General features: G+C 55.0%; 17 protein-coding genes. 9 read left to right on the forward strand and 8 right to left on the reverse strand.

Features of this window, described 5'->3' with window-relative positions:
- Window positions 1-37: 37 nt before the first annotated feature.
- The 4 genes from AM410_RS11685 to AM410_RS11700 are packed head-to-tail and all read right to left on the reverse strand — an operon-like array spanning window position 38 to window position 4264.
- Window positions 38-1324 carry an ABC transporter substrate-binding protein gene (locus AM410_RS11685; protein ID WP_020883762.1) on the reverse strand — a complete coding sequence of 429 codons (1287 nt, stop codon included), beginning with the start codon at window positions 1322-1324 and terminating at the stop codon, window positions 38-40.
- Window positions 1325-1338: 14 nt separating this feature from the next.
- Window positions 1339-2466 carry an ABC transporter ATP-binding protein gene (locus AM410_RS11690; protein WP_032680361.1) on the reverse strand — a complete coding sequence of 376 codons (1128 nt, stop codon included), beginning with the start codon at window positions 2464-2466 and terminating at the stop codon, window positions 1339-1341.
- 12 nt (window positions 2467-2478) lie between these two features.
- Window positions 2479-3381, reverse strand: a complete 903-nt coding sequence (locus AM410_RS11695) for a carbohydrate ABC transporter permease (RefSeq protein ID WP_025203331.1) — start codon at window positions 3379-3381, stop codon at window positions 2479-2481.
- Window positions 3374-4264, reverse strand: coding sequence for a carbohydrate ABC transporter permease (locus AM410_RS11700; RefSeq protein WP_014171468.1), 891 nt, complete (start codon window positions 4262-4264; stop codon window positions 3374-3376). Before AM410_RS11700 ends, AM410_RS11695 begins: the two co-directional genes overlap by 8 nt.
- 540 nt (window positions 4265-4804) lie before the next feature.
- On the opposite strand from AM410_RS11700, the gene wzz(fepE) reads away from it, so the two are divergent.
- Window positions 4805-5929, forward strand: coding sequence for an LPS O-antigen length regulator Wzz(fepE) (wzz(fepE), locus tag AM410_RS11705; protein WP_073396462.1), 1125 nt, complete (start codon window positions 4805-4807; stop codon window positions 5927-5929).
- 41 nt (window positions 5930-5970) lie between these two features.
- On the opposite strand, the gene AM410_RS11710 is transcribed toward wzz(fepE), so the two are convergent.
- The gene (locus tag AM410_RS11710) at window positions 5971-6294 is read right to left on the reverse strand and encodes a cupin domain-containing protein (protein WP_073396463.1); all 324 of its coding nucleotides are present in this window, start codon (window positions 6292-6294) and stop codon (window positions 5971-5973) included.
- 136 nt (window positions 6295-6430) lie between these two features.
- Between AM410_RS11710 and AM410_RS11715 the strand changes: the two genes are divergently transcribed.
- Window positions 6431-7123 carry an aspartate/glutamate racemase gene (locus AM410_RS11715; protein ID WP_073396464.1) on the forward strand — a complete coding sequence of 231 codons (693 nt, stop codon included), beginning with the start codon at window positions 6431-6433 and terminating at the stop codon, window positions 7121-7123.
- Here AM410_RS11715 and AM410_RS11720 read toward each other — a convergent pair.
- Window positions 7118-8041, reverse strand: coding sequence for a LysR family transcriptional regulator (locus AM410_RS11720; protein ID WP_014171464.1), 924 nt, complete (start codon window positions 8039-8041; stop codon window positions 7118-7120). The genes AM410_RS11715 and AM410_RS11720 overlap by 6 nt on opposite strands.
- Before the next feature lie 122 nt (window positions 8042-8163).
- On the opposite strand from AM410_RS11720, the gene lysA reads away from it, so the two are divergent.
- Window positions 8164-9426, forward strand: coding sequence for a diaminopimelate decarboxylase (gene lysA, locus AM410_RS11725; protein WP_020883768.1), 1263 nt, complete (start codon window positions 8164-8166; stop codon window positions 9424-9426).
- Here the strand turns inward: lysA and AM410_RS11730 are convergent.
- A complete protein-coding gene (locus tag AM410_RS11730; protein ID WP_032678896.1) occupies window positions 9396-10433 on the reverse strand; it encodes a LacI family DNA-binding transcriptional regulator in 1038 nt (345 codons plus the stop codon). The genes lysA and AM410_RS11730 overlap by 31 nt on opposite strands.
- Window positions 10434-10733: 300 nt before the next feature.
- On the opposite strand from AM410_RS11730, the gene AM410_RS11735 reads away from it, so the two are divergent.
- The 4 genes from AM410_RS11735 to AM410_RS11750 all read left to right on the forward strand — a co-directional run bounded on the left by AM410_RS11735 (window position 10734) and on the right by AM410_RS11750 (window position 14831).
- Window positions 10734-12059, forward strand: coding sequence for a PTS sugar transporter subunit IIC (locus AM410_RS11735; protein ID WP_073396466.1), 1326 nt, complete (start codon window positions 10734-10736; stop codon window positions 12057-12059).
- Window positions 12060-12066: 7 nt separating this feature from the next.
- The gene (locus tag AM410_RS11740; protein WP_108648582.1) at window positions 12067-13494 is read left to right on the forward strand and encodes a glycoside hydrolase family 1 protein; all 1428 of its coding nucleotides are present in this window, start codon (window positions 12067-12069) and stop codon (window positions 13492-13494) included.
- Between the two features lie 90 nt (window positions 13495-13584).
- Window positions 13585-14358 (forward strand): GntR family transcriptional regulator, encoded by a 774-nt coding sequence (locus tag AM410_RS11745; RefSeq protein WP_014171459.1) that lies wholly within the window; start codon window positions 13585-13587, stop codon window positions 14356-14358.
- The gene (locus AM410_RS11750) at window positions 14355-14831 is read left to right on the forward strand and encodes a GNAT family N-acetyltransferase (protein WP_014171458.1); all 477 of its coding nucleotides are present in this window, start codon (window positions 14355-14357) and stop codon (window positions 14829-14831) included. The genes AM410_RS11745 and AM410_RS11750 overlap by 4 nt, the downstream gene beginning before the upstream one ends.
- Here the strand turns inward: AM410_RS11750 and galR are convergent.
- On the reverse strand, window positions 14792-15808 hold the full coding sequence (gene galR / locus AM410_RS11755) for an HTH-type transcriptional regulator GalR (RefSeq protein WP_020883772.1): 1017 nt from the start codon (window positions 15806-15808) through the stop codon (window positions 14792-14794). The genes AM410_RS11750 and galR overlap by 40 nt on opposite strands.
- Window positions 15809-16232: 424 nt before the next feature.
- Here galR and aas point away from each other — a divergent pair, with 424 nt between their 5' ends.
- A complete protein-coding gene (gene aas / locus AM410_RS11765; protein WP_044866655.1) occupies window positions 16233-18392 on the forward strand; it encodes a bifunctional acyl-ACP--phospholipid O-acyltransferase/long-chain-fatty-acid--ACP ligase in 2160 nt (719 codons plus the stop codon).
- Window positions 18385-19578, forward strand: a complete 1194-nt coding sequence (gene lplT / locus AM410_RS11770) for a lysophospholipid transporter LplT (RefSeq protein WP_083599662.1) — start codon at window positions 18385-18387, stop codon at window positions 19576-19578. The genes aas and lplT overlap by 8 nt, the downstream gene beginning before the upstream one ends.
- Window positions 19579-19601 lie beyond the last annotated feature (23 nt).

The raw sequence follows: 19601 nt of genomic DNA on the forward strand, positions 1-19601 counted from the left end.
CTGTTGCCGGGTGGCGAAGAGGCCACCCGGCTTTTTGTTAGCGCATCGCGCGTTTCAGAATACGTTCAGCCTGACGCTGGAAGTCAGCGGCGGTCTCTTCCACGGATTTCTGTCCATAATCGATGTACTGCAGAGAGGTGCCGAACTGGGCCACAATCTGCGGATCGTCAAAGTAAGGTGACACGGAAAGTTTGGCCGGCAGAGACTGCGCCAGACGCAGCCCCGCGACCGACGGATCGCTCTCTTTGATGGTGCCGTCTTCGGTCAGGAACTGCACCGCGGCTTTACTCAGCGGCACGCCACGCTCCAGACCCAGCGTGTCTACCCCCTCTTTGCTGTTCAGCAGGAAGTTAATCAGTTTCGCCGCCGCTTCCGGGTTTTTGGTGGATTTACCAATCGAGAGCATCTGCGCCGGTTTGAAGAAAAGGCCCGCATCGGTTGCGCCCGGCAGCATCGGGTAACTGCCCAGCACCAGTTTTGCCGGTGGCTTCAGGTTGTCGGAATACTTGTTGATGGTGGAGTTCCACATGTAGGTTCCCGCCCATTCTCCCTGGATCCACGGCTTCATCTCATACATGTTGCTCTTACCAAACGACGCATAGTATTTGGTGTCCGGCATGACGTGGCTATCCACCAGCGTTTTGTAGGTCTGGAAGAATTCCACCCACTGCGCTTTGCTGTAGGCGAACTTCTTGGTTTTTTCGTCCACGGCAGGGATGTTGTACTTCTGAATCATGTACGAGTTCAGCAACGCCAGCGTGTCCTGATGCTCCAGCACGACCGGGTAGTACTGCTTGCCGAGTTTACTCTCGAAGGTTTTACCCGCCGCCATTAGCTCGTCCCAGGTTTTCGGGTATGCAATACCGGCTTTTTTCCAGGTCTCGTCGTTGAAGTAGAACACGCGTGCGGTGACGGAGATCGGAATGCCGTTCAGCTTGCCGTTGATGGTGGTGGACTGAAGTTCTTTGGGATCGAACTGGGTCAGGTCGATCACGTCTTTCATTTTGTTCAGGTCGTAGAACCCGTCGCCGGTTTTCGAGAAGATTGGCAGCCAGTTCCAGTTGGTCTGCATCACATCCGGCTCGGTGCCGCCCGCAATTTGGGTGGTCAGGCGGGAGAGGTGCCCATCCCAGCCGGTGTACTCTGCTTTAACGTTGATATCCGGGTTCTGCTTATGGAATTCCTCCAGCGCTTTCAACGTCACCTGATGGCGGCCATTACCGCCCCACCAGGACATGCGTAATTCGACATCTTGCGCCATCGATGGCAAAGCGGTAAGGCCCAGCGTCGCGGAGATTGCTGCGCTTAAAAGCACTTTTTTCATTTTTATAAACTCCATCAGAGAGAGAGGTTCTGTTCAGTTTTTGCGTCAAAAATATGACATTTATTCATATCAAATTTGAAATACACCTTGCGATGAAGGCCTTTATCAATCATTGGCTTAGCTTCATCGGATGGAATTCTGGCGGTCAGTTCGTAGTCCGCAACCTTCAGATAGACGAAGAATTCGTGGCCCATGTTTTCCACGCGAACCATTTCGCCACTGCAGCCCCCGTCAACGAATGGTGCGTCGGAGAGGGAAACGAATTCCGGACGTACGCCGTAGTAAATGGCCTGCCCGGCATAAGCGGAGACTTTCTCCTGCATCCCGGCGTTCAGCGGCATGGTTTCATTGCCGATGGCGATGTGCAGTTTCCCGGCGCTTTCCACCAGCAGGCTTTGACGAATGTTCATCTCCGGCGCGCCGATAAAGCCTGCCACGAACATGTTTTTCGGCTTGTGGTAGAGGTTGTCCGGGGTATCAACCTGCATGATGTGGCCGAGTTTCATCACGCAGATGCGGTCGCCCATGGTCATCGCTTCGGTCTGGTCGTGGGTGACGTAGACGGTGGTCGCCGGTTTACCGGATTTCTTTAACTGCTTATGCAGGTCGGAAATACGAATGCGCATTGAGGCGCGTAGTTTGGCGTCGAGGTTTGACAGCGGTTCGTCAAACAGGAATACATCCGGCTTTTTCACAATCGCACGGCCTACCGCCACGCGCTGTGCCTGGCCGCCGGAAAGCTGGCGTGGCAGGCGGTCGAGTAACTCTTCCAGCTCAAGGATTTTGGCCGCTTCGTTGACCTGAGATTCAATCTGATCTTTTGGCAGTTTGCTCAGCTTCAGACCAAAGGCCAGGTTTTCACGCACCGTCATGTGGGGATAGAGCGCGTAGTTCTGGAACACCATCGCAATCCCGCGCTCTTTCGGCGCGAGGTTGTTCACAATCTTATCGCCGATGCGGACTTCACCCCCGCTGATGGTTTCCAGGCCGGCCAGCATGCGCAGGGTGGTGGATTTGGCGCAGCCGGAGGGGCCAACGATCACCATGAACTCTCCTTCAGCGATTTTCAGGTCAATGGCATGTACCGCTTTAAAGCCGTTGGAGTAGACCTTTTCCAGTTTGTTGAAGATAACTTCAGCCATAATATTTCCCTCTTAACCTTTAATTCCGCTGCTGGTGACGCCCTGGACGAAGTAGCGCTGTGCCAGGAAGAAGACAATGATGGATGGCAGAATGGAGATGCTCGCCATTGCCAGAATTTCGTTCCACGGCGCCCCTTCGGTGACGTCGATGGACATTTTCAGAGCCAGTGCTATCGGGTATTTATCCACGCTGTAGACATAAATCAGCGGCCCGATAAAGTCGTTCATTGACCACATGAACTGGAACAGGGCGACGGAGATAATGGCCGGTTTCAGGATCGGCACCACCACGTACCACAGCACCTGAAGCGAGTTACAGCCGTCAATTTGCGCCGCCTCCTCCATGTCACGCGGCACGCCGCGCAGGAACTGGATAAGCATGAAGACGAAGAACCCCTGGGTGGCGAAGGCCAGCGGCAGGTACAGCGGCATATAGCTGTTGAGCATGCCCATTTCACGGAACATCAGGTACTGCGGGATCAGCAGCACGGTGCTGGGGAGCAGCATGGTGGTGATGAGGGTAGCGAACCAGAATTTCTTCCACGGGATTTCAAAGCGCGCAAAGCCGTACGCCACGATGGTGGAGGAGATAATGGTCAGGATCACTTTCGGGATCACATACTTAAAGGTGTTCAGCATGTAATGGCCGAAGTTGTATTCGGTGCCGGTTTTCCAGCCATTCACAAAACCGTCCCAGGTCGCATGGGCAGGCCACAGGCTGAGAGTGGTGAAAATCTCGTGGTTCGGTTTGAACGACGCCGAGAACATCCACACCAGCGGATAAAGCATCAGCAGGCCGACAAACAGCAGGATCACGTAGCGCACTGCGGCGTTAATTTTCTCTCTGCGCAGCGTGCGGGCGACTTCACGCTCGGCAATCGTCCTCGCCGTGGAAAGTTGTTGGATATCAGCCATTTTTGCCTCCTTTATCGGCGGAGTAGAACACCCAATATTTCGATGACTTAAAGGCGATACCGGCAAAAATGGCCACCACCAGGAACAGGATCCACGCCAGTGCTGCGCCGTAACCCATGTCAAAGTATTTAAACGCGGTGTCGTAGATGTAGAGTGAGAACAGGTAAGTGGAATACGTTGGCCCGCCGCCGGTAATGACATACGGTCCGGTAAATTCCTGGAACGCCTGGGTGGTCTGCATAATGAAGTTGAAGAAAATTACCGGCGTGATCAGCGGCACGGTCACTTTCGTGAACATCTGCCATTTGGATGCCCCATCGATCATCGCCGCTTCATACTGCGACTGCGGAACGTTTTGCAGCGCGGCCAGGAAGATGACCATCGCGGAACCGAACTGCCAGACGCGCAGCAGGGTGACCGACATCAGGGCCAGCGAGGGCTCACCCAGCCAGTTCACCGGGTCAAAACCAAATACGCCAATAAAGCTGTTCAGCAGACCATCAATAGCAAAGAGCGCGCGCCACAAAACAGCAATGGCCACGGAGCTGCCGAGGATCGACGGAATATAGTAGGCGGTACGGAAGAATCCAATACCGCGTAATTTAAAGTTCAGAACAAACGCAATCCCTAATGCAAAGGCGAGCTTCAGGGGAATGGTCAGAAATACATACGCAAACGTCACTCCCATTGATGTCCAGAAGAGCGTGTCTTCCGTAAACATGTAGCGATAATTTTCAATGCCGTTAAATACCGGCGGGCTCATCAGGTCATAATCCGTAAAACTCAGGAAAAACGATGAGACGAAGGGGAAAGCCGTAAAGAGTATCAACCCAATGATGTAGGGTGATATCCACGCGAGCCCCAGCAGCTTGTTTTCATTCATACTTACCTACCTGGTAATCAATGGTTTAAAACGGAATCTGCGTCTGTAACAACCTTTCAGGCTGTCGAAACCGAGCCTGAACGGCGATGTTCTGGGTAATACGTGTCACGGTTACTTCATTTAACTTTGTTTTATAAGACTTTTTTCGATTTCATCGTTGAGCGAAACGCCTGGGTTTCAATACGGTAGAACTCGTGTTCCTGGATAATAAAACGTCGTTTTATTTTATATTATTGCTATTTGTTTCTGCGTCATTCGCTTAATAGCGGAAATGTGATCAAAGTCGAAACGGTGTTTCAATAAGGTGATGGGGATGGCATTTTTGCGCTATTTCAGGCGTTCAAAGAAGAGAGAGGAGGGCGGGCGGAAAGAACTGGATGATTAATAAAGACAATACCGTGGAGAAACTAACTACTAATTCTGATAGCAGGTCTACAGCTGGATCATTCTTTCGTTCAGATAATTCTTACTTTCTTGTATCATCGGACCACTGTAACCAATCAGGCAGAAATGGTCTGCACCCTCAAAAGAAGAATGGCTATGTCAGCAATGGATTTCAAAAAAAATACGGATCTCGACTTCCCCCATTACGCGGCCCCGGCAGTCAGTTCCAAAGAAATTGACCTTCTGGGACTGTTAGAAGTTCTTCTGGCGGCAAAAAAACGTATCATCGTGATTGCCTTCGCATTCGCACTGGTTGGACTGGCCATCGCGTTCTTACTGCCACAAAAATGGACCAGTAAAGCGGTGATCACACCGGCGGAACAGACGCAGTGGAACCCGCTGCGCCAGATGATGGTCGCCCTGCAGGTGCTCGACGTGGACGTGAAAATTACCCGTCCGGACGTGTTTAACCAGTTTATTAAAAAGTTCCAGTCGCAGTCGTTGCTTGAGGAGTACATGAAATCCTCACCTTACGTGATGGCACAGCTGGAAGGCACTGACGTGGATCCGCTTGAGCTGCATCGTGCGGTGGTCAATATCTCCGAAAAGATGAAAGCGGTAGATAACACCCTGGCAAAAGATGCGGATAAAGCGCCGTACGTCTCGTGGACATTGAGCTTCACCGCGCCGACGGCGGGGGATGCGCAAACGGTTCTTAAAGGTTACGTGGATTACATCTCGCAGATTGTTGAGCAGGAAACCATGGAGAATATCCGTAACCAGATCACCCTGAAAACCAAAGTGGTGGAGCAGCAGCTGGAGCTGGATCGGGTACGTCTGACGAATGTTCACAACACCAATCTGCAGCGTCTTAACTATTCTCTGGAAGTGGCCAACGCGGCGGGTATCAAAAAGCCGGTCTACAGCAACGGTCAGGCGGTTAAAGACGATCCGGATTATTCCGTCGCGCTCGGTGCCGACGGTATTGCGCAAAAACTGCAGATTGAAAAAAATCTCAAGGACATCGCTGAGCTGAACGCAGACTTCCAGAACCGGGAATACTACCTGGCGCAACTGAAAAAGCTGTCTGTCGAAGACGTCAAACTTGAACCGTTCAAGTATCAGCTCTCTCCATCCATGCCGGTGAAAAAAGACGGTCCGGGCAAAGCCCTGATTGTGATCCTGGCGGGACTGCTGGGCGGGCTGTTTGCCTGTGGCAGCGTATTACTGCGTGAGGCCATGCTCAGTCGCAATCCTCTGGTCGAGCCTGTAACGGAATAAAAAACGCAGACGAGAAGGGCGCTGTTATCAGCGCCCTTTTTTTATTTCAAAAAATCCTCACGTACCGGCGTGAAGGTATCCAGCAGCGTGCCGGGTTTAAGACACACGCAGCCGTGCATCACATGTGGCTTTTTGTAGAGGGTATCCCCGGCTGTCACCACATGTTTTTCATCTCCAATCGTGAACTCAAACTCGCCGGACAGCACATAAGTTAACTGTTCGTGAGGATGGTTATGCAGTGGGCCTGTCGCGCCCTGTTCAAAATTCACCTCCACCGCCATCATTTTACCGCCATGGACAAGAATACGGCGCGTCACGCCGTTCCCCAGATCGTCAAGCGTGGTCTCGTTGTGGAAAATAAACATATCGTCACCCCGGAATGTATTAAAACAATGTTTCATTTAATTTATATCACCAGGGGTTAAAAAGAAACGACGTGACAAAGAACTGGAAACACGATCACAAGTTTGCTTCACTGGGATAAACACTTAAGGAGGGATGATGAAAACGATCGGCCTGTTAGGGGGGATGAGCTGGGAATCGACAATCCCCTATTACCGCCTGATTAATGAAGGGGTGAAGCAACGTCTGGGGGGCCTGCATTCTGCCAGCCTGCTGCTGCACAGCGTAGATTTCCATGAAATCGAAGCCTGCCAGTCGAGCGGTGAATGGGATAAAGCCGGGGAAATACTGTCCGAGGCCGCGCTGGGGCTGGAGCGTGCGGGAGCAGAGGGGATTTTGCTCTGTACCAACACCATGCATAAAGTCGCGTCCCATATCGAAGCGCGCTGTTCGCTGCCCTTCCTGCACATTGCCGATGCAACCGGGCGGGCCATCACCGCATCCGGGTTACGTCGTGTGGCGCTGCTGGGAACGCGCTACACCATGGAGCAGGATTTTTACCGCGGTCGGTTGAGCAGCCAGTTTGGCATTGAAAGCCTGATCCCGGATGAGGCAGACCGGGCCCGCATCAACCAGATTATCTTTGATGAACTCTGCCTCGGCACCTTTAGCGAATCATCCCGGGCATATTACGTCAGCGTGATTGAAAAACTCGCGCAGCAGGGGGCGGAAGGGGTGATCTTCGGCTGTACGGAAATCGGTTTACTGGTGCCGGTTGAGCAAAGCCCGATTCCGGTCTTCGATACCGCCGCGATTCATGCCGCCGATGCCGTGGAGTTTATGCTGTCATAAACTTTGCCGATCGGATAAACGAAGCGCCACCTGACGGGCATGGGCTATCAGGTGCTCCGTAAACGCCTCCACCAGCGCTGAGACCGGGCGATGGAGGGGGCGGATCAGGCTCACGGTGAACGGGACTGACAGGCTAAACGGGCGGATGACAATATCGCGCCCGGCGTAATCCAGCGCCGTCAGTGGATTCACCACCGAAACGCCCACCCCGGCGCGCACCATGGCGCAAATGGAGGCCGCACTGTGGGTCTCGACCACCATCCTGCGCTTCACCTGATGCTCAGCAAACAGTGAATCCAGCAGCTGCCGGTAGCTGTCGGTTTGTGACAGGCTAATGTAGTTCTCACCGTGAAAATCCGCTGGCGTCAGAATCTGCTTGCGGGCAAGCGGGTGCCCGGCTGGCAGCACGCACACCTCATCTAAAGAGAGCAGTTCCGTGCGTTCCGTTCCAGCGGGCGTAGAGAGGGTTTCGGTCAGGCCTAAATCATGGCGCTGTGCGGAGAGCCACTCCTCAAGCAGCGGTGACTCCTGCGGGACAATCGTGAGATTCACCTCCGGATATCGGGCCAGAAAAGGCTGGAGCAGCGTCGGCAAAAAAGACTGTGAAAAGACGGGCAGGCAGACAATCGATAGCTCGCCCTGCCGAAACTCGCGCAGGCTTTCCGCCGCACTGACAATGCGATCCAGGCCGTACCATGAGCGCTGCACTTCCTCGAACAGGCGCAGCCCCTGTACCGTCGGGTGAAGCCTGCCCCGGGTGCGTTCGAACAGCTTCAGTCCCAGCACTTTCTCGAATCGCGCCAGCTCGCGGCTGACCGTTGGCTGCGAGGTATGGAGCATCTGCGCAGCCTCGGTGAGGTTGCCCGTGGTCATCACGGCGTGAAAAATCTCGATATGGCGTAAATTGACGGCGGGCATAGTTCACCTGAATACAAAGAACTGTCCATATCATTTTTGCATAGACTCGCGATAAAACGATATTTTTTATTCTCTTCCTGCTGTGGCGTAATCATAAAAAAATGTCACCCCGGAGAAAGACCATGCCACGCCCGCTTAACCAGACTGATACCGATTTGAATGCCGAAAACCTGCTACGCCTGCCTGCCGAGTTTGGCTGTCCGGTGTGGGTCTACGACGCGCAGATTGTTCGCGAGAAGATTGCTGCCCTGCATCAGTTTGACGTGGTGCGTTTTGCCCAGAAGGCGTGCTCCAATATCCACATTCTGCGTCTGATGCGTGAGCAGGGTGTGAAGGTCGACTCCGTCTCCCTGGGGGAGATTGAGCGCGCGCTGGCGGCCGGGTTTGATCCGAAAACCGATCCTGACGCGATTGTGTTTACCGCCGATGTGATCGACGACGCCACGCTTGCTCGCGTCCATGAGCTACAGGTGCCGGTAAACGCCGGGTCCGTGGATATGCTGGAACAGCTTGGGCAAGTTTCTCCGGGCCACCGCGTCTGGCTGCGCGTGAACCCGGGCTTTGGTCACGGTCATAGCCAAAAAACCAATACCGGCGGCGAAAACAGCAAGCACGGTATCTGGTATGCCGATATGCCCGCTGCCCTGGACGTACTGCAGCGTTACAATCTGAAGCTGGTGGGCATTCATATGCACATCGGCTCCGGCGTGGATTACGCGCACCTTGAGCAGGTTTGTGGCGCAATGGTGCGCCAGGTGATCGAGTTTGGTCAGGATCTGGAGGCGATCTCTGCCGGGGGCGGTCTTTCCATTCCCTACCGTGAAGGGGAAGAGGCGATCGACACCGATCACTATTACGGCCTGTGGAGCGCCGCGCGTGACCAGGTCGCCGCACATCTTGGTCATGCCGTGAAGCTGGAAATTGAGCCGGGTCGTTTCCTGGTGGCTGAATCCGGGGTGCTGGTGGCGCAGGTTCGCAGCGTGAAAGAGATGGGCTCGCGGCACTTTGTGCTGATTGACGCCGGCTTTAACGATCTGATGCGCCCGTCAATGTACGGCAGCTATCACCACATTTCGGCTCTGGCTGCCGATGGCCGCGATTTAACTCACGCGCCGCGTATCGAGACGGTTGTTGCGGGCCCGCTGTGTGAGTCTGGTGATGTCTTTACCCAGCAGGAAGGGGGGAAAGTGGAAACCCGCGCGCTGCCGGAAGTTAAACCAGGCGACTATCTGGTGCTGCACGATACCGGTGCCTACGGGGCGTCAATGTCCTCAAACTACAACAGCCGCCCGCTGCTGCCAGAAGTGTTGTTTGATAACGGCAAGGCGCGGCTGATCCGCCGCCGCCAGACCATTCAGGAGCTGCTGGCGCTGGAACTCGTCTGAGTGAAGTACGGCCCCGTCGTGACCGAGTCGCGTAATACCAGCGTACCGGTGAACGGCGGGATCGCGTCGACCGGTTGGTTTTTTGCCAGCCGGATCGCCTGATCGATAGCCGTAACGATCATATTGTCGATAGGCAGGTAAACCGACGAGAGCGCTGGCTCCAGCCATTTCGCGCATGGGGCATCGTCAAAGCCAAACAGGGAAATATCCTGTGGGATCCGCAGCCCCGCCTGGTGTAGCGCCTTGGACGCACCCAGCGCCATATCATCGTTACAGGCAAACAGAGCGCTAAACGCTATACCGTCGGCAATCAGCTCTTTGCAGAGCTCATATCCTCGCGTCATTCCCGCATCGCCATACTTTATCCGCCGTTCGTCCAGACGAATGCCGTGCTTTTCCAGCGCCTTACGGTAGCCCATCAGCCTCGCTTTCCCGGTTGGCGTGTGGATCGGGACGGTGATACAGGCGATCTCCCGGTGGCCCTGGTTGATCAGGTAATCCACGGCCTTAAAGGCGGCATCCTGCTGTTCGAAGAACACGCAGCGATCGGGCGCCTGGCTGACTTCACGGTTGATGACCACCAGCGGGGTTTGCACCGAATGGATCAGCTTCATGATCGCTTTTTCGCTCATGTAGCGGGTGTAAAGCACGATGGCATCGCATTTGCGATCGGCCAGCATTTGTACCGCCTGCTCTTCCTGCTCCGGGGCGTCGTGACCATCCGTGACGATCAGCTGCTTGCCGTGGGTTTCCGTCTGTCGGGAGGCCTGCTGAAGAAGACGACCAAAGTAAAAACCATCAAAGGTAGAGACCACCAGACCAATGCTGTTGCTGGTCTGGTTCGCCAGCGAACGCGCGAGAAAATTCGGGCGGTAGCCCAGCTCTTCCATCGCATTAAACACCTGCTGACGCGTACTCTCTTTAACCTGACCTGTGCCGTTCAGCACGCGCGATACCGTGGCTTTCGACACGCCCGCGCGCAATGAGACATCCAGCATTGTTGCCATTAGACATTCCTGATTCCACGTAACGATCTGCAGTTTAACACAGACCATCCGGTGCATAAGCGATGCGGGAAGGGCAAAACTTCCAGCACGATCACGCTTTTAGGTAACGATCGGTCAGTTCGAAATACAGGGTTTTAAGTGGTATGCCAAAATCGATATAAACCGCATTTTGGAATACCTGTTACGTCGTTGAGAGCTTAATCACAGAACAAAACCCGACATGTAGCTATTTTTGGTATGCCAATAGTATCCGGCTGTACACCTTATCCAATAAAAGCCCTTTTACTGAGGTATTACCCTATGGCATTACAGGAAAAACTGATCGACGCTCTGGGCAGTTTTGCCACAAAATTCAACAGTTATCGCTATATCATGGCGATCAAGTCTGCCTTTATTACCTTAATGCCGGTCATCATCGTTGGGGCATTCTCTGTCTTGATCTCCAATATGGTACTGGATCCGAAAAATGGCCTGGCGAGCTTCCAGTCCCTCTCTTTTCTCGCCACGCTAAAACCCATCACCAGCGCGCTCAATTACGCCACCCTGAATTTCCTTAACATTGGCGCGGTGTTCTTAATCGGTATCGAACTGGGCCGCATCAACGGGATCAAATCCTTATTCCCTGGCCTGCTGGCGGTGATCTGCTTTATCTGCGTGACGCCGACAACCGTCGAGATGCTGGTGGATGGTGAAATGCACGTGGTGAAAGACGTGCTGCTGCGTCAGTTCTCTGATACCCGTAGCCTGTTCCTCGGCATGTTTATCGCGATTCTGTCGGTTGAAATTTACTGCTGGCTGGAAAACCGCAAGGGGCTGAAGATCAGGATGCCGGACACCGTACCGCCAAACGTGGCGACATCGTTCTCCGCGCTGATCCCGGCGATCATCACCACTACCGCAATTGCCACATTGGGTTTCGTCTTCCATCAACTCACCGGCATGTATCTCTATGACGCGGTCTATCAGGTGGTGCAACAGCCGCTGGAGCGCGTGGTGCAAAGCCTGCCGGGCATTCTGCTGCTGATGTTTGTCGCACAGCTTTTCTGGGTGATTGGTATTCACGGCAACCAGATGATCAAGCCGATCCGCGAGCCGCTGCTGTTAGGCGCCATCACCGTTAATATGAGCGCCTTTGAGCAGGGCAAAGAGGTGCCGAATATCATCACCATGCCGTTCTGGGATGTGTACATGAGCATCGGCGGGTCGGGGCTGACCATCGGCCTGCTGATCGCGGTCATGATTGCCACCAAACGCAAAGAGATGAAAGAGATCGCCAAGCTTTCCATTGGTCCGGGGCTCTTTAACATCAACGAGCCGGTGATTTTCGGCATGCCAATCATGCTTAACCCGATCCTCGCCATTCCTTTCATTATCACGCCGCTGGTGACCGGCTCTATCGGTTACTTTGCCACCGTGACCGGCTTTGCCGGTAAAGCCGTGGTGATGGTGCCGTGGACCACGCCGCCGCTGATCAACGCCTGGCTCTCCACCGCCGGATCGATGGGGGCGGTCATCACTCAGCTTATCTGCATTGTGACTGCCGTCATTATCTACCTGCCGTTTGTGAAGATTGCTTCACGACGTGCCGAACAGGCCGCGCTGCAACAGGCGACCGACAATGCATGAGGATGTGATGACGACAAAACAGATAACCATTCCGCAGGATTTCATTCTGGGCGCGGCCGCGTCAGCCTGGCAAACCGAAGGCTGGAGCGGCAAAAAGGCGGGGCAGGATTCGTGGATCGATCTCTGGTACAAAAACGATCGCCACGTCTGGCACAACGGCTATGGCCCGGCGGTGGCGACCGACTTTATCAACCGCTTTCGCGAGGATGTGGCGCTGATGAAGCAGGCAGGGCTGACGCACTACCGAACCTCGATTAACTGGTCACGTTTTTTAACCGACTATGAAAAAGTGACGGTGGACGAGGAGTACGCCGCCTATTACGACGCGTTGTTCGATGAGATGCACCGTCAGGGTATTGAGCCGATGATCTGCCTTGAGCATTACGAGCTGCCGGGCGTGCTGCTTGACACTTACGGCGGCTGGGCTTCAAAGCAGGTTGTCGACCTGTTTGTCCGCTATGCGGAAAAAGTCTTTGAACGCTACCACGGTAAAGTCACCCGCTGGTTTACCTTCAATGAACCGATCGTGGTACAGACCCGCGTTTATCTCGATGCGCTGCGCTGGCCCTACGAGCAGAATACCGGTAAATGGATGCAGTGGAACCACCATAAGGTTCTGGCGACGGCAAAGGTTGTACAGCTGTTTCGCGCCAAAGGCTACCCTGGCTCGGTTGGCTGTATTCTCAACCCCGAAGTCACCTATCCTCGCTCGTGCGCGCCGCACGATGTTAACGCCGCAGAGAAGTACGATCTGTTCTATAACCGCGTATTTCTCGATCCGCTGGTGCACGGGCGCTACCCGCCAGAACTGTTTACGCTGCTGGAACAGCATCAGGTGGCGTGGGACTACACCGCAGAAGAGCTGGAACTGATTGCGCAGAACACCGTCGATGAGCTGGGGATAAACCTCTATTACCCGCATCGAGTGAAAGTGCCGTCTCGTGCCTGGCACCCGGAGACACCGTTCCACCCGGCGTACTACTACGAACCGTTCGAACTGCCAGGACGGCGAATGAATAAATCCCGCGGCTGGGAAATCTACCCCCGCGTTATCTACGATATGGCGATGCGGATAAAAAATGACTACCGCAACATCGACTGGTTCGTGGCGGAGAGCGGGATGGGCGTGGAGAACGAAGCGCAGTTTCGCAACAGTGACGGGGTCATTGACGACGAGTACCGCATTGCGTTCATTCGCGAGCACCTCTATTACACGCTGCTGGCGCGGGAGGAGGGGGCAAACTGTCATGGCTATATGCTGTGGGCCTTCACGGACAACGTATCGCCGATGAACGCCTTCAAAAATCGCTACGGGCTGATTGAGATCGATCTCGATAACAATCGCGCCAGGCGGGCGAAAAGGTCGGCGAGCTGGTTCCGGCAGCTGCGCGATGCGCGCGTGCTCACGCTCCCGGTCGATGATGAATGGAAGTAAGCGAAAACCATGCTGGTTCTGGTAAAATAGCGCACAAACTGGCCGGGAGGACGCCCGGCCTGCGCATTAACTGAAAAAACAGGTGAAAACGTGGATAAGGCTGTCATCCTGCCGGAAAAAAAACAGTACCAGGAAATTGGCGAGGATTTACGGGCGCAAATTATCCAGGGGCACTATCCCGTAGGTTCCCGTCTGCCGCCCGAGCGAAATATTGCTGAGAAGTACGGCGTAAGTCGTACCATCGTGCGTGAGGCATTGCTGATGCTGGAGCTGCAGGGCACGGTGGATATCCGCCAGGGTTCTGGCGTTTATGTGATGCGTATTCCTGAAGAACACGAAAACGAAGAAGAACGTTTTCTGAACAGCGACGTCGGCCCCTTTGAGATCCTGCAGGCGCGCCAGCTCCTCGAAAGCAACATCGCTGCGTTTGCTGCCAAAATGGCGACACGCGCAGACATCGACAATCTGCGCCGTATTATTGAGCAGGAGCAGCGCGCCATTGCCGCCAACGATAACAGCCAGGACAACAATAAAATGTTTCACCTGGTGCTGGCGGGGGCAACGCAAAACCAGATGCTGCTGGCAACGGTAGAGAGTATCTGGCACCACATGGACAGCAGCCCGCTGTGGCAGCAATTCAATGGGCATATCGCCAGCCGTGCATACCGCCTGAAATGGCTGGGCGACAGACAAACCATCCTCGCGGCGCTTCGCCGTCGTGACGTGATGGGCGCCTGGCAGGCGATGTTCCAGCATCTGGAAAATGTGAAAAAGAGCTTACTTGAACTCTCCGATGAAGATGCGCCGGATTTTGACGGTTATCTTTTTGAATCTGTGCCCGTGTTTCAGGGGAAGCTGGTGTGACTATTCTGCCTCTCTATGCCGCGCCTCAGTATGCGGAACAGGTAACTGACTGGATCTGGCAGGCGTTCGGTGACGGGCTTACGCGGGCGTTTTTCCAGAGCATCGTTGAACATAGCCAGACGCCGGGCGCGTTACCGTTGACCTTTATTGCTCTGGAGGGCGAACAGCTTCTGGGTACGGTCGGGATCTGGCGCTGCGATTTAATCACCCGACAGGATCTTTGTCCGTGGCTGGCTGCGCTGTACGTTGATGAAGCGGCGCGTGGTAACGGACTGGCGGGAAAACTGCAGCAGCATGTTATCGCCTATGCCGCGCAGGCCGGGTATCACGAACTGCATCTGTGGTCTGCCTGCCGCGACTTCTACGAACGTTACGGCTGGCAGTACATTGGCGATGCGCTCGAATACCCGAACAAAACGGTACATCTGTATCGCTATTCCTCTCCCGCTTCTGCTGGCGAACCTACAGAGTGACGGCGGACTAAGGTGGGGCTGAACAGGTGGGTGATATCCGGTGGCTGGCGTTGTTCGGCCAGCGCCAGTGCCAGCTCCGCAGCCTGCGTTGCCATTGTGATAATCGGGTAACGTACGGTGGTCAGGCGGGGACGCACGTAGCGGGACACCAGCACATCATCGAAGCCAATGAGTGAAATTTCTCCCGGCACCTCGATTCCGTTGTCATTTAACACCCCCATTGCCCCGGCGGCCATCGAGTCGTTATAGCTGGCAACCGCCGTGAAATTCCGTCCACGCCCCAGCAGCTCTGTCATTGCCTGTTCGCCGCCACTCTCATCTGGCTCGCCGTAGGCCACCAGCCGGTCATTACACGGCAAACCGTTTTCGCGCAGGGCATCGTAGTAGCCTTGCAGGCGATCTTCGGCATCGGAAATCGGGTGATTGGAGCAGAGATAACCAATGCGGGTATGGCCCTGCTGAATCAAATGGCGGGTAGCAAGCCAGGCGCCGTAGCGGTCGTCGAGTGCCACGCAGCGTTTCTCAAAACCGGGAATAATTCGGTTGATGATCACCATGCCGGGGATCTGCTTCATCAGATGAATGAGTTCAGCATCGGGGATCATTTTGGCGTGAACAACCAGCGCAGCGCAGCGGTGGCGCATCAGCTGTTCGATAGCCTGGCGTTCTTTTTGTTCGTTGTGATAGCCATTGCCGATCAGCAGAAAATTGCCGGTCTGATAAGAAACCTGTTCAACCGCTTTTACCATGGCGCCAAAAAACGGGTCAGACACATCGCCCACCACCAGTCCGATGGTTTCAGTAGACTGTTGGGCAAGGGCGCGGGCGTTGGCATTCGGATGATAATTCAATGATTCCATGGCGTTTTGCACCGCCTGGCGTGATGCGTCACTGGCTTTAGGGGAGTCGTTAATCACGCGCGAGACGGTCGCCACGGAAACACCAGCCAGACGGGCCACATCCTTTATTGTCGCCATTACATACCTTCTTAGTGGGGGTAAGCGTTTACACACGAAATAGTGTTGCGGAAAAGCGCCGTGCATTCAAGGGGCGCGGGGTTTCGCCCTCCACAAACGTGACGCAGCACAACCCTGGCCGTGTAATCGTTACACGGCCAGTCATGTCTGAATAATGTCAATCTGAACCTTTAGTTACACTTTGCCTCAGGCTGTTGCGATTGTCCGATGGCGAGGATGAGGGGGAGATTGATAGAGTCGAGATCCCAGAGGTATTGATTGGTGAGAATTCTTAGTACGGTTTCGTACTCTTCTCTTGCACCAACCTGCGCGGATGCGCAGGTTTTTTTTCGCCTCAACTTTGCAGTCGCTCCCGTATCACTTCTCGTGTAATCTGCCTCCATTTACTATCAACCCTTCACACTGGCTGGCAAAGGGAGTTGAGATGCTTTTTGGGTTCTTCCGTACACTCTTCCGTATTCTCTTTCGCATTCGCGTCACTGGCGATGCTCAGGCGCTTCGCGGCGAACGCGTTCTTATCACACCTAACCATGTTTCCTTTATCGACGGCATTCTGCTGGCACTATTTCTGCCCGTGCGTCCGGTGTTTGCGGTTTATACCTCCATCAGCCAGCAGTGGTACATGCGCTGGCTCACGCCGCTGATTGATTTTGTGCCGCTCGACCCGACCAAACCGATGATGATTAAACATCTGGTGCGTCTGGTGGAGCAGGGGCGTCCGGTGGTTATTTTCCCGGAAGGGCGCATCTCGGTGACCGGTTCACTGATGAAAATCTACGACGGCGCCGGGTTTGTCGCGGCGAAGTCAAAAGCAACCGTGGTGCCACTGCGTATTGAAGGGGCGGAGCGCTCCTATTTCAGCCGTCTGAAAGGGCTGGTAAAGCAGCGCGTGTTCCCAAAAATTACGTTGCATATCCTGCCGCCAACGTCGTTACCGATGCCTGACGCGCCCCGTGCGCGCGATCGCCGTAAAATTGCCGGGGAGATGCTGCACCAGATTATGATGGAAGCGCGTATGGCGGTCCGCCCGCGCGAGACGCTGTATGAATCCCTGCTGTCGGCACAGCACCGCTACGGCGCGAAGAAAAACTGCATCGAAGACATCAACTTTACCCCGGATACCTATCGCAAGCTGCTGACCAAAACATTGTTCGTGGGCCGTATTCTTGAGAAGTACAGTCAGCAGGGTGAAAAGATTGGCCTGATGCTGCCCAACGCAGGCATCAGTGCGGCGGTGATTTTTGGTGCCGTTTCCCGTGGCCGTATTCCGGCGATGATGAACTACACGGCGGGCGTGAAAGGGCTGACCAGCGCCATCACGGCAGCGCAAATCAAAACCGTCTTTACCTCCCGCCAGTTCCTCGACAAAGGCAAACTGTGGCATCTTCCTGAACAGCTTACCCAGGTACGCTGGGTCTTCCTGGAAGATCTTAAAGCGGATGTGACGACAGGCGACAAACTGTGGATTTTTGCTCATCTGCTGATGCCACGTCTGGCCCAGGTGAAACAGCAGCCGGAAGACGACGCGATTATCCTCTTCACCTCTGGCTCTGAAGGCAACCCGAAAGGTGTCGTCCACAGTCACAAGAGTATTCTGGCGAACGTTGAGCAGATCAAAAGCATTGCCGACTTTACCGCGAAAGACCGGTTTATGTCAGCGCTGCCGCTGTTCCACTCTTTTGGTCTGACGGTGGGGCTTTTCACGCCGCTGCTGACCGGTGCCGAAGTCTTCCTTTATCCAAGCCCGTTGCATTACCGCATTGTGCCGGAGCTGGTGTATGACCGTAACTGTACCGTGTTGTTTGGAACCTCAACCTTCCTCGGGAACTACGCGCGTTTCGCCAATCCGTATGACTTCTTCCGCGTGCGCTACGTGGTTGCGGGCGCGGAAAAACTGCAGGAGAGCACGCGACAGATCTGGCAGGACAAATTTGGTCTGCGTATCCTCGAGGGGTATGGCGTGACAGAGTGTGCGCCGGTGGTCTCTATCAACGTGCCAATGGCGGCGAAACCGGGGACAGTAGGCCGAATTCTGCCTGGGCTGGATGCTCGTCTGCTGGCGGTGCCTGGCATTGAAGACGGCGGCCGTCTGCAGCTGAAAGGGCCAAACGTGATGAACGGCTATCTGCGCGTGGAAAACCCCGGCGTGCTGGAAGCACCGACTGCAGAAAACGTTAATGGCGAGATTGAAACGGGCTGGTACGACACCGGCGATATTGTACGTTTCGATGAGCAAGGCTTTGTGCAGATCCAGGGGCGTGCAAAGCGCTTTGCCAAGATTGCGGGTGAAATGGTCTCGCTTGAGATGGTTGAACAGCTGGCATCGGGCGTCTCCGCCGAGAAGATGCATGCCACAGTTGTGAAGAGTGATGCAAGTAAAGGCGAGGCGCTGGTGCTGTTCACCACCGACAGCGAGCTTAAGCGCGACCAGTTACTCAGCTATGCCCGCGAGCACGGCATTCCGGAGCTGGCGGTACCTCGTGATATTCGCTACCTGAAACAGCTTCCGGTGCTCGGCAGCGGTAAGCCCGACTTCGTGACCCTCAAGGGCATGGTTGAACAGGCGGAACAACATAATGCGTGAGTCAGTACACACTAACACCTCTCTGCGCTCAAAAGGCATGATGGCGGTGATTGCCGCCCAGTTCCTTTCCGCCTTTGGCGATAACGCGCTGCTGTTTGCCACGCTGGCACTGCTCAAGGCTGAGTTTTACCCCGACTGGAGTCAGCCGGTTCTGCAGATGGTGTTTGTGGGCGCTTACATTATCTTTGCACCGTTTGTCGGACAGGTTGCGGACAGCTTCCCGAAAGGCCGGGTAATGATGTTTGCCAACGGTCTGAAACTGCTGGGAGCCGCCAGCATTTGTTTTGGTTTCAATCCGTTTATTGGCTATACGCTGGTCGGCATTGGCGCCGCAGCCTACTCCCCGGCGAAGTATGGCATCCTCGGGGAGTTGACCACCGGTGATAAGCTGGTGAAAGCCAATGGGCTGATGGAGTCCTCCACCATTGCGGCAATCCTGCTTGGCTCCGTCGCAGGCGGTGTCCTCGCTGACTGGCACGTGCTGGCGGCCCTCGGCGTGTGTGCCGTGGTGTACGGTGGCGCGGTAGTCGCTAACCTGTTTATTCCGAAACTGCCGGTGGCGCGTCCGGGGCAATCCTGGCGCTTTAAGCCGATGACCGGCAGCTTCTTCAATGCCTGCCGCGTACTGTGGCGTAACGGTGAAACACGATTCTCTTTGATGGGCACCAGCATGTTCTGGGGCGCTGGCGTTACGCTGCGCTTCCTGCTGGTGCTGTGGGTGCCGGTGGCGCTGGGGATCACGGACAACGCGACGCCAACCTACCTTAATGCGATGGTGGCGATCGGGATTGTGGTGGGCGCGGGGGCAGCGGCAAAACTGGTGACGCTCGACACCGTTGCTCGCTGCATGCCGGCAGGGATCCTGATTGGCGTTGCGGTGCTTTTTTTCGCGCTGCAACACGCGTTATTGTCAGCCTACGTACTGCTGATCCTGATTGGTATTCTGGGGGGCTTCTTCGTGGTGCCGCTGAATGCGCTTTTGCAGGAGCGTGGCAAGCAGACGGTCGGGGCGGGCAATGCTATTGCGGTGCAAAACCTCGGTGAAAACCTGGCGATGCTGCTGATGCTGGGCCTGTATTCGCTGGCGGTTAAAGCCGGCGCGCCTGTGGTGGGGATTGGCGTCGGGTTCGGTGGACTGTTCGCGCTGGCGATTGCCGGCTTGTGGGTCTGGCAGCGCCGCCGCTGATTCGGGTCGTCTTCAGCGCCTTT

Source organism: Enterobacter cloacae complex sp. FDA-CDC-AR_0164, assembly GCF_003071645.1.
GTDB classification, from domain to species: Bacteria; Pseudomonadota; Gammaproteobacteria; order Enterobacterales; family Enterobacteriaceae; genus Enterobacter; species Enterobacter ludwigii.

Coding starts and splice junctions, on each gene's coding strand:
- AM410_RS11685 (WP_020883762.1), bottom strand. CDS start 1,324: ATGAAAAAAGTGCTTTTAAGCGCAGCAATCTCCGCGACGCTGGGCCTT.
- AM410_RS11690 (WP_032680361.1), bottom strand. CDS start 2,466: ATGGCTGAAGTTATCTTCAACAAACTGGAAAAGGTCTACTCCAACGGC.
- AM410_RS11695 (WP_025203331.1), bottom strand. CDS start 3,381: ATGGCTGATATCCAACAACTTTCCACGGCGAGGACGATTGCCGAGCGT.
- AM410_RS11700 (WP_014171468.1), bottom strand. CDS start 4,264: ATGAATGAAAACAAGCTGCTGGGGCTCGCGTGGATATCACCCTACATC.
- AM410_RS11710 (WP_073396463.1), bottom strand. CDS start 6,294: ATGTTTATTTTCCACAACGAGACCACGCTTGACGATCTGGGGAACGGC.
- AM410_RS11715 (WP_073396464.1), top strand. CDS start 6,431: ATGAAAACGATCGGCCTGTTAGGGGGGATGAGCTGGGAATCGACAATC.
- AM410_RS11720 (WP_014171464.1), bottom strand. CDS start 8,041: ATGCCCGCCGTCAATTTACGCCATATCGAGATTTTTCACGCCGTGATG.
- lysA (WP_020883768.1), top strand. CDS start 8,164: ATGCCACGCCCGCTTAACCAGACTGATACCGATTTGAATGCCGAAAAC.
- AM410_RS11730 (WP_032678896.1), bottom strand. CDS start 10,433: ATGGCAACAATGCTGGATGTCTCATTGCGCGCGGGCGTGTCGAAAGCC.
- AM410_RS11735 (WP_073396466.1), top strand. CDS start 10,734: ATGGCATTACAGGAAAAACTGATCGACGCTCTGGGCAGTTTTGCCACA.
- AM410_RS11740 (WP_108648582.1), top strand. CDS start 12,067: ATGACGACAAAACAGATAACCATTCCGCAGGATTTCATTCTGGGCGCG.
- galR (WP_020883772.1), bottom strand. CDS start 15,808: ATGGCGACAATAAAGGATGTGGCCCGTCTGGCTGGTGTTTCCGTGGCG.
- aas (WP_044866655.1), top strand. CDS start 16,233: ATGCTTTTTGGGTTCTTCCGTACACTCTTCCGTATTCTCTTTCGCATT.
- lplT (WP_083599662.1), top strand. CDS start 18,385: ATGCGTGAGTCAGTACACACTAACACCTCTCTGCGCTCAAAAGGCATG.